Genomic DNA, 7,596 nt, shown 5'->3' on the forward strand with positions numbered 1-7,596 from the left:
TGTTTCTCAAAGTATTTAGGGAGATACATATTAAGATACTCAGAATGTAGTTCTATACGATTTTTTTACTTATCTTCTGGGGTAAATATATATTTATTGCCATTTTTGCTTAAGTTTGCATAGTTTAAATTTACCGAGGTCAGCATTAAAAATTCCTGGTTCAACCTCAAAAGCAAGTGCAAGAGTTTGCTTTGAATGATCAAATTCAGTTTTGTCTTGCAAGCCACCTTGTAAGCTGTTAGTACTTATTCTCCCCATACTCTTTTACCAGTTTCTTGTTTATCTAAACTTTCAACAGTATCAAAAAATTCTTCTTGTTTTTCTAAAGCATCATGTCATATATTCTGCTTATCTTCTAAATCAATCTTGTTACCTTTTATTTCTATTTTATTTTCTACGCTTGTTTCTTTTGTATGCCGTCATAACCATTGTCAGCGTTTTGCTTGTTGGTAGAGGTGCTTAACAGCGTATGTTTTTTGCTTGAAAGAGATTTTTTACGCTTAGTATTAAGCTAACCCATGCAAGTCTAATTTTGCTTAGTAGATCTCTGAAACCTTTTACTCCAACCATATTTTATCCCCTTATAACTCTTTATCAACCATACCAAAAGATGTTGAATATATCAATAAAATACATTAAAATTATTATACTTGCTTAATTGTGCTAGCTTAAAATAAGTAAGGTTTATTAGATTTCAGCATTATACCTACAATTGCACGAATATTGCAAGTTTGAGAGACCGGTAGGTGTCATTTCAGTAGCTCATAGAAATGCAAAAATTACTTGACGAATTCTAACAACCTCCTTACCTTACAATAAGGGTATTTCTGACCGCAGCTTGTTTTTAACCTATGCAGGTTCAATGACAAAGTTTAGTTCAGGTATTTGTTGGCAGATTACATCAAATTATCGCGGCTGCATGTCTTTTAAAATTTTTCTGCATTCAGCTGAATTGTGCTTAAACTAAGCGTCAGCAAATTATTACAGCGCCAATTAAAATTATTATAGGGTTAAAACTTGCACTGCGAGAATTCTTTTGCTTTTTTTTTATTTGGTAAATTTATTAAATATTTATAACTTAGATTTAGTTGCAATTATGAAGTCAAGTAGTATCTGTTCAGCTAATGGAGTCAACTTAAGGAAAAATATCAGTGATTGTATATAAGATTTCTCTCTAAAATCCGTTGTGCCTTTAGAGAAGTTTACTAAGGGAAGCTCTTAAGTTGACGCCATTGGCTGAACGATACGTTTCATGTGATTTAAAGATAGTAAGTAGAAGTAGTAATGTTTTTCTTGGTGAAAGTATATACATGCTTATTGTTAAATCCAAGAAAGTTAGTTTTTGTGCTATAATAGTCCTTTGTTGAAAATAGCGTTGATGAATATTACTACTAGCTTATTAGAGGGTATTAGTAGTTTAATAGATAGAGCAAAGAATCATCTTGCTAGATATTTTAATTCTACCATAGTATTGTTAAATTTGAAAAATTAGCTTCAGAATTGATCAAGATATCTTAAAGCACAAACGTGCTTGCAGACTATGGCAAATGAATCCAAATTGCAAAAGAACTTCAGATTAAATATGGACGTGGATTTGATAGAGCTTCCATTATTTAGGATGGTGCAATTTTCTAAATTCTTTCCCGATCAAGAAATTGTTGTGACACTGTTGCAGCAATTGAGTTGGTCACATTTTGTAGAAATTACTGCAATCTTTGGTAACTTGAAGCGCAGCTACTATTTGGAAATATGTTGTATTGAAAGATGGAATGTTAGAGTACTACGTAGTGAAGTCAATACTGTATTGTATGAACGTACAGCATTAGCAAGAAAAACTGCGGAATTCAATAAAGCAAAGTGTCAAAAAGTTGCGGGAAGAAAATACGTTAACACTTAAATTTATTTTTTACGATCCATAATACTTTCTTAACTTTGTGGAATTGTCATTAAGTCATAGTGAGGCCTCTAGGAATTATTCTATGCGCTGGTAAGGATCAAGAAGACATAGAATATCTGGAGCTTGAAGAATCTAATATTCATGTTGCGTAATATTTAACACAGCTACCTCCTAAGAAATTCTTGAGGAGAAGTTGAGAAAAGCTATCTCTATAGCTCGTGAAAAATATGAACGGCTCCAAAAAAGTCAAGAAAATGATTAGTAACGCAAAAGGCAAGTCAGCGGAGCGGTGGAGAGCAGTTGAATAGCAAAATTGTTAGAATGAGATGGCTAAATACGGTATAATGTGGTTAACATTTTACACAGTTTGAGTAGGAAATGGGGAACGTTCTCAAGTCTAGTGTTCATACAGATATGTGCTTGACACTGGGATAACACTGCCTGCTATGGAAGTTGCTCTTAAAACACAATTTTTGTGTATTATCAATTTTATGTGTAATGTTCCTTCACATAATTATCAATAATTGCCTTAAATTCTTCAAAGATATTATCACCCTGTAGAGTTTTAAAGTACTTGCCGTCTTTATAAACCGCTGAAATGGGCTTTTCTCCATGTCCAGGTAAGCTGATTCCTAAATTTGCGTGTTTACTTTCTCCAGGGCCGTTTACGATGCAACCCATGACAGCAATATTCATATGCTCTACACCTGGATTTTTTTTCTTCCATATTGGCATACGAATTTTTATATAATCATTTACTTCTTCGGTCAATATACGAAAACGATCGCTATTCGTGCGTCCACAGCCAGGACACGAATTAACTTGAGGATTAAAGTGGCGTAGGCCTATGGACTGCAATATTTCTTGGCACACTGCTACCTCATTAACTCGTGGTTCACCAGGGCGTTGAGTTAAAGAAGCCCGTATCGTATCTCCAATGCCATTTTGTAATAAGTAAGTAAGCCCTGCTGTGGTACTTATCATGCCTTTGTTACCCATACCAGCTTCAGTTAAACCCAAATGCAAGGCGTAATTGGAAGATTTTGCAAGCGCCGTGTAAACTGAAATTAAATCTTGCACTCTACTAACTTTACACGAGATAACTATTTTATCTAAACTGAGGCCAATTTCCTCAGCTTTTTGTGCACTATTAAGAGCTGACATTACAAGTGCCTTGCGCAGTATAACATCAGAAGATTTTGGATTATTGGATAAAGAGTTCTCGTCCATCAGTTTTTGTGAAAGGTATTTATCAAGACTACCCCAATTTACTCCAATCCTAACCGGGATATCATGCGTTATTGCATACTCTATAACTCTTTCAAACTTTTCATCATGTTTGTCGCCAAAGCCTATATTGCCTGGATTGATTCTAATCTTACCTAGCATTTTGATATTGTCTGGATAATCTCGGACTAACTTATCTAGCTCATACTGCCCACATCCTACCAATATCTTACCGTCAAAACCTTCTTTATTTATTTCTTCTACTATATAAGGTACTGCTCTTGCTACTTCCTCTGAGTTTAAAGCAATCCGCACCAACTCTGAACCTGAATGCGCTAGTTCTATTATTTCTTTTGCATATCGCTTAGCACTGCTTTTTATATCATCAGAATCTATGTATACGCCAAGTGCCATAGATTGTACAACTATAGGATTATTTCCACCTATCTTTACTTGTCCGACCTTTACAACATAAGTCTTATGTCGAGAAGCAGGTAATAATTCACATACTTCATCACTCAAGTCATGATCTACCAGATCTTTATTCAACATGTTATTAATTTACTGCATCAGCTACACTTCCAAATGAATCCAAGCCGTTCGAACTGACGTTATTTAAGTCGACAATGGAATCATGTGAACAGGTTCTTTTTGATGGAGTGTCTTTTATAGTAGCGTTTATAGGAGAAACTTTTTTCTCCCGTGTTAAAGTAGCTTTTTTTCCTTCTTGTCGTTCACTTTCATGTTGCTCATCTTCACGTTGAGAAATTGGTCCTTGATCTATAAATACAGCACCCTTTAAACGCGCAATATTGATGCCATGTTGATTTACCATAGCATCCTCTTCATCATTGATTACACAAGCTTCTGTATCACTTAGCTCACTATCAAGATTAGCAATTTTTTTTTCTTTTAGTTTTTTAGCCAGTTTTTCTTTGTTTATGTTAATGTTAGTTTGATCCTGCAACTTTTTTTTCTTTAGGAGTTCCCTACGCTTTTCATACAGTTTATATGAAGTCTCAGCGAAATCCTCATCTTCATAAAAGTTTGTACCGCCAGGATTACCGGGAGGTATGTATCTTTTACTAAGCTTCACTTTAAATTTAGCTTCAGCATCTTGCATGATAAAAAAGCTAGAACCCAAAAACACTAGTATAAAAAAAAACCTAAGCATATGGTGCTATAGTAAACATTGTGTTTTAAAAAATAGCAATTAACGGACTTTAAGTAAACTAGAATCTTTACTAACTTTATAATAAAAGGTGACTCGTATTTGATTAATGTAAGCAAGATTCACATTTTTTAATATTTATATATATCTTTTTAATATTGCTTTTCTTTTTGTTAATATTTTATGAAAAAGGTTGACTTTTTAGCTAGAGTGATATAAAATAATAGTTAGTGTAAGGTAAGAATATTAATATTCGAAAGATTTTAGGGATATCTAATAGGAAAACTTAAACCAGTATCAGAAGAACTGAAGAAATATTTGCTAGAAAAATTTAAATATGCTGCTAGAGAATTTGGCAAAGATAGCACAAGGTTTGATCACTCAGTAGTACCAAAAGAACAGCAGCTTTCTATTGGTCTAGGTAACAAAAAAATTTTTGGTGTTGCAAATAAGATTTTACATTGGGTAGAACACACGTTTAAACATCTTTTTCCTTGTTATGCCTATCTTTTAGAAATAGGAACTGAAGAAAAAGAAATTTTTGGAAGTAGTTTAAGAGTCAGATATTTCACTTTAGAAGAGCAGGTAGAGCATACTAAAATTGCTCATAAAGGAAGATTATACGTAAACTTAATGCCAGAAATGAAAGTAATAAGTTAAAAGGCTTTAAGGGCAAGTTATATGATACAACTGGTGAAATTAGTAAAGAAGAAGAAAAAGATTGTGTAGCTTATGTGATAACCCTTGATGGGAGGTTAGTAGCTCATAAGCATATTAATGTTAATAAAGGTGAATTGGCTCATCGTCATTCAACTCTTGCAGTTGGTAAACCAGTTTTGTGTTCTGTTTTGAAGGTAGAAAAAGGTAAAATAACTTATATAGGCAACAATAGCGAACATTATAAACCGGCATTGGCAAATTTGTACAATGCAGTGAAAAATTAGAAGGTTTATTTTCAGAAGATGCAGAAATTGTCTACCGGCCATATTAAACTAACTTCATAAAGCAAATTCCTTTTTATGCGTAAAATTATTCCAACTAAGCAAGGGCCAATAGAGAAATTCCTAGGCAAGATAGAGAAAAAAGGAGAAGATTGATTGACTAAACATGAAAGGTATTTTGTTAAAATAAGAAAACATAATGAACGATACAAGCCAAAATTGTTTCTTGTAAGTTATAAGTCACTAGTGCCTATTTTAAACAGTGATCTTCGAGAAGTAAAAACAATAACAGTAGAACGCTCAATAAGAAAGATTATTGGAGCAAATTATGGTTATGAACCAAAGATCAATATTAAATACAATGAAAAAGAAGCCATGGGTGTGTTGATATAGTTTTTCGCTATAAAGATGATTATAATGAATTTGTTAAGCTTATAGATCTCAAAAAACATAGCCATATTTGCACATCGCATCAAGATGAAAAAGGAAGTGATGTGCTTCTTAAACATATGCATGATAAAAAAAATAGGGCTACTATAAAAAGACTAATGCCTAATAAATGTGCAGTTTTTGTGAGCACAGATCGGACTAACAAATTTATAAAGAACACTTTAAAAATTGAAGTAGATAGTGTTGAATAGCTAATAAGCAGCTATAAAAACTGCCTAATGGCTACCCAAGACCCTTATTTCCCACTCAAGTTCAATGTTAAACTTGTCCTTCACTGTGTTTCTTACCTTGTTGCCAAGGTTTTCCAAGTCAGACGCAGTTGCATTATTGTAATTAAGTAAAAAATTACAGTGTTTCTTAGAAATTTTAGCTCCACCGTTATTTAATCCTCGACAGCCAGATCCATCAATCAGTTTCCATGCCTGGTAGGCTCTTGGATTTTTGAATATGCACCCAGCAGTATTTCCTCTCAATGGCTGGCTTTTGTTTTTTTTATTGATAATTTCTTTTAACCTATTCAATATAACCTCGTGTCCTGAACTTACCCCTTTAAACTCAGCTTCAATAAAAATCCATTGCCCTTTCAAGCTATGTCCACGATAAACATAACCCATTTCTTTGCTGGAGAATTCATATAGATTCCCATCACTTAGATTCACCGCCTTTATGGATTGAACAACGCTTGCAATGTCACTACCATATGCACCTGCATTCATTTCTATTCCACCACCAATCGTTCCTGGAATTCCAACTAGGAACTCGAGTCCACTAACTTGTTGCTCTCCTGCAAAGTAAGCGAGATTGCTAAGTAGCGCAGCCCCACCTGCAATGATAGAGTTGTTACTTTTATATTTAATATATGCGAACTCCTTACCTAATTTTACTGTTATTCCTCGAATTCCACTATCACGCACTATCATGTTGGATGTTGCACCGATAACGCTAATTGGCAATTTAGTATTTTTGATTAAATATATTAAATCTTCAGTGTCACGTGGTTTAAACAATATATCAGCTTGTCCACCAACATTTAACCATGTTATTTTAGACATTAAAACACTATAACGATAGATTCCGCGTACTTTAGGCAAACTTATAAGCATTTTGATTTCAATTCTAATCCTGCATCCATACCCATTTTTTCTGCATCTTCTACAAACGAAGTGCGCTCAGTAAAATATATATTTTTCTTGTCTGCTAACATACAATAAAGATGTAGCACGTTTTCACTCACATATTTTGCCAGAGCCGCAAGTGGTGTAAAGCATGAACCTGCAAGCATGAACCATTTACTGTCTTCATAAAGCTGCGTTCTGATTTCACCCTTATAAAAGACTTATTATTATTAATCTTCTCTAAAAGATCGATAATTTTTATATCATTTTTTCTACATTGAATGCAAATTGCTCCCTGTCCCACTGCACTTAACATAGTTTTCGGTGACAGTACCTCTGTGATCAAGTAATCTTTTTTTAATCTTATTAATCCTGCTTCAGCTAGAATTATTCCATCAAAGCTTTGATTCTGCAGTCTAGTTGTCACGTTTCCACGCAGTGGTACTATATTTAAATCTGGTCTAAAATTTAGCAACTGGACTTTTCTTCTTATTGAGGAAGTTGCAATTATGGCTTGCTGTGGCAAAGCCTTAAGGCTCTTATACTTATTAGAAATAAATGTATCGTATGGACTTAACCTCTCTAGAATACAAGGAATTGTTAAGTCTTTTGAAAAAAATGCAGGAACATCCTTTAGCGAATGAACTGCCATATCTATATTACTCTTGATCAATTCAGTCTCAATTTCTTTAATGAACAATCCCTTACCTCCTATTTCAGCAAGGTTCGCATTTGCATATTTGTCACCGGAAGTTTTTATTTTAATGATCTCAACAGATAAACTAGAAAAAAAGT

The 7,596-nt window shown here is 33.7% G+C and carries 8 protein-coding genes and 1 pseudogene; 4 read left to right on the forward strand and 5 right to left on the reverse strand.

The window, feature by feature from the left end; translation table 11 throughout:
* Nucleotides 1-93 precede the first annotated feature (93 nt).
* Entirely contained in the window at nt 94-258 is a 165-nt protein-coding gene (locus tag CCY16_RS05565) for a hypothetical protein (protein ID WP_179946044.1), read from the reverse strand.
* Between the two features lie 1,282 nt (nt 259-1,540).
* Between CCY16_RS05565 and CCY16_RS03345 the strand changes: the two genes are divergently transcribed.
* Complete coding sequence (locus CCY16_RS03345; protein WP_245800758.1) at nt 1,541-1,897, forward strand: DUF1016 N-terminal domain-containing protein; 357 nt, start codon at nt 1,541-1,543, stop codon at nt 1,895-1,897.
* A 489-nt stretch (nt 1,898-2,386) separates the two neighbouring features.
* On the opposite strand, the gene ispG is transcribed toward CCY16_RS03345, so the two are convergent.
* Nucleotides 2,387-3,676 carry a flavodoxin-dependent (E)-4-hydroxy-3-methylbut-2-enyl-diphosphate synthase gene (gene ispG / locus CCY16_RS03355; RefSeq protein ID WP_088414941.1) on the reverse strand — a complete coding sequence of 430 codons (1,290 nt, stop codon included), beginning with the start codon at nt 3,674-3,676 and terminating at the stop codon, nt 2,387-2,389.
* A 4-nt stretch (nt 3,677-3,680) separates the two neighbouring features.
* A complete protein-coding gene (locus CCY16_RS03360) occupies nt 3,681-4,298 on the reverse strand; it encodes a TRP75-related protein (protein ID WP_088414943.1) in 618 nt (205 codons plus the stop codon).
* A gap of 315 nt (nt 4,299-4,613) precedes the next feature.
* On the opposite strand from CCY16_RS03360, the gene CCY16_RS06270 reads away from it, so the two are divergent.
* From CCY16_RS06270 to CCY16_RS06280, 3 genes are all read left to right on the forward strand, one after another.
* Nucleotides 4,614-4,955, forward strand: coding sequence for a hypothetical protein (locus CCY16_RS06270; protein WP_245800759.1), 342 nt, complete (start codon nt 4,614-4,616; stop codon nt 4,953-4,955).
* 74 nt (nt 4,956-5,029) lie between these two features.
* Nucleotides 5,030-5,239, forward strand: a complete 210-nt coding sequence (locus CCY16_RS06275; RefSeq protein ID WP_245800760.1) for a hypothetical protein — start codon at nt 5,030-5,032, stop codon at nt 5,237-5,239.
* A gap of 153 nt (nt 5,240-5,392) precedes the next feature.
* Nucleotides 5,393-5,629, forward strand: a complete 237-nt coding sequence (locus CCY16_RS06280) for a hypothetical protein (protein ID WP_245800761.1) — start codon at nt 5,393-5,395, stop codon at nt 5,627-5,629.
* A 272-nt stretch (nt 5,630-5,901) separates the two neighbouring features.
* Here the strand turns inward: CCY16_RS06280 and murB are convergent, their stop codons facing one another.
* Nucleotides 5,902-6,789 (reverse strand): UDP-N-acetylmuramate dehydrogenase, encoded by an 888-nt coding sequence (murB, locus tag CCY16_RS03370; protein ID WP_088414945.1) that lies wholly within the window; start codon nt 6,787-6,789, stop codon nt 5,902-5,904.
* Nucleotides 6,780-7,596 (reverse strand): annotated as a pseudogene (hemC, locus tag CCY16_RS03375) (hydroxymethylbilane synthase); the annotation flags it as partial. The pseudogene hemC and the gene murB, both read right to left, overlap by 10 nt.

Source organism: Wolbachia endosymbiont of Wuchereria bancrofti (assembly GCF_002204235.2).
Lineage (GTDB): Bacteria > Pseudomonadota > Alphaproteobacteria > Rickettsiales > Anaplasmataceae > Wolbachia.

Coding starts and splice junctions, on each gene's coding strand:
- CCY16_RS05565 (WP_179946044.1), bottom strand. CDS start 258: ATGGGGAGAATAAGTACTAACAGCTTACAAGGTGGCTTGCAAGACAAA.
- CCY16_RS03345 (WP_245800758.1), top strand. CDS start 1,541: ATGGCAAATGAATCCAAATTGCAAAAGAACTTCAGATTAAATATGGAC.
- ispG (WP_088414941.1), bottom strand. CDS start 3,676: ATGTTGAATAAAGATCTGGTAGATCATGACTTGAGTGATGAAGTATGT.
- CCY16_RS03360 (WP_088414943.1), bottom strand. CDS start 4,298: ATGCTTAGGTTTTTTTTTATACTAGTGTTTTTGGGTTCTAGCTTTTTT.
- murB (WP_088414945.1), bottom strand. CDS start 6,789: ATGCTTATAAGTTTGCCTAAAGTACGCGGAATCTATCGTTATAGTGTT.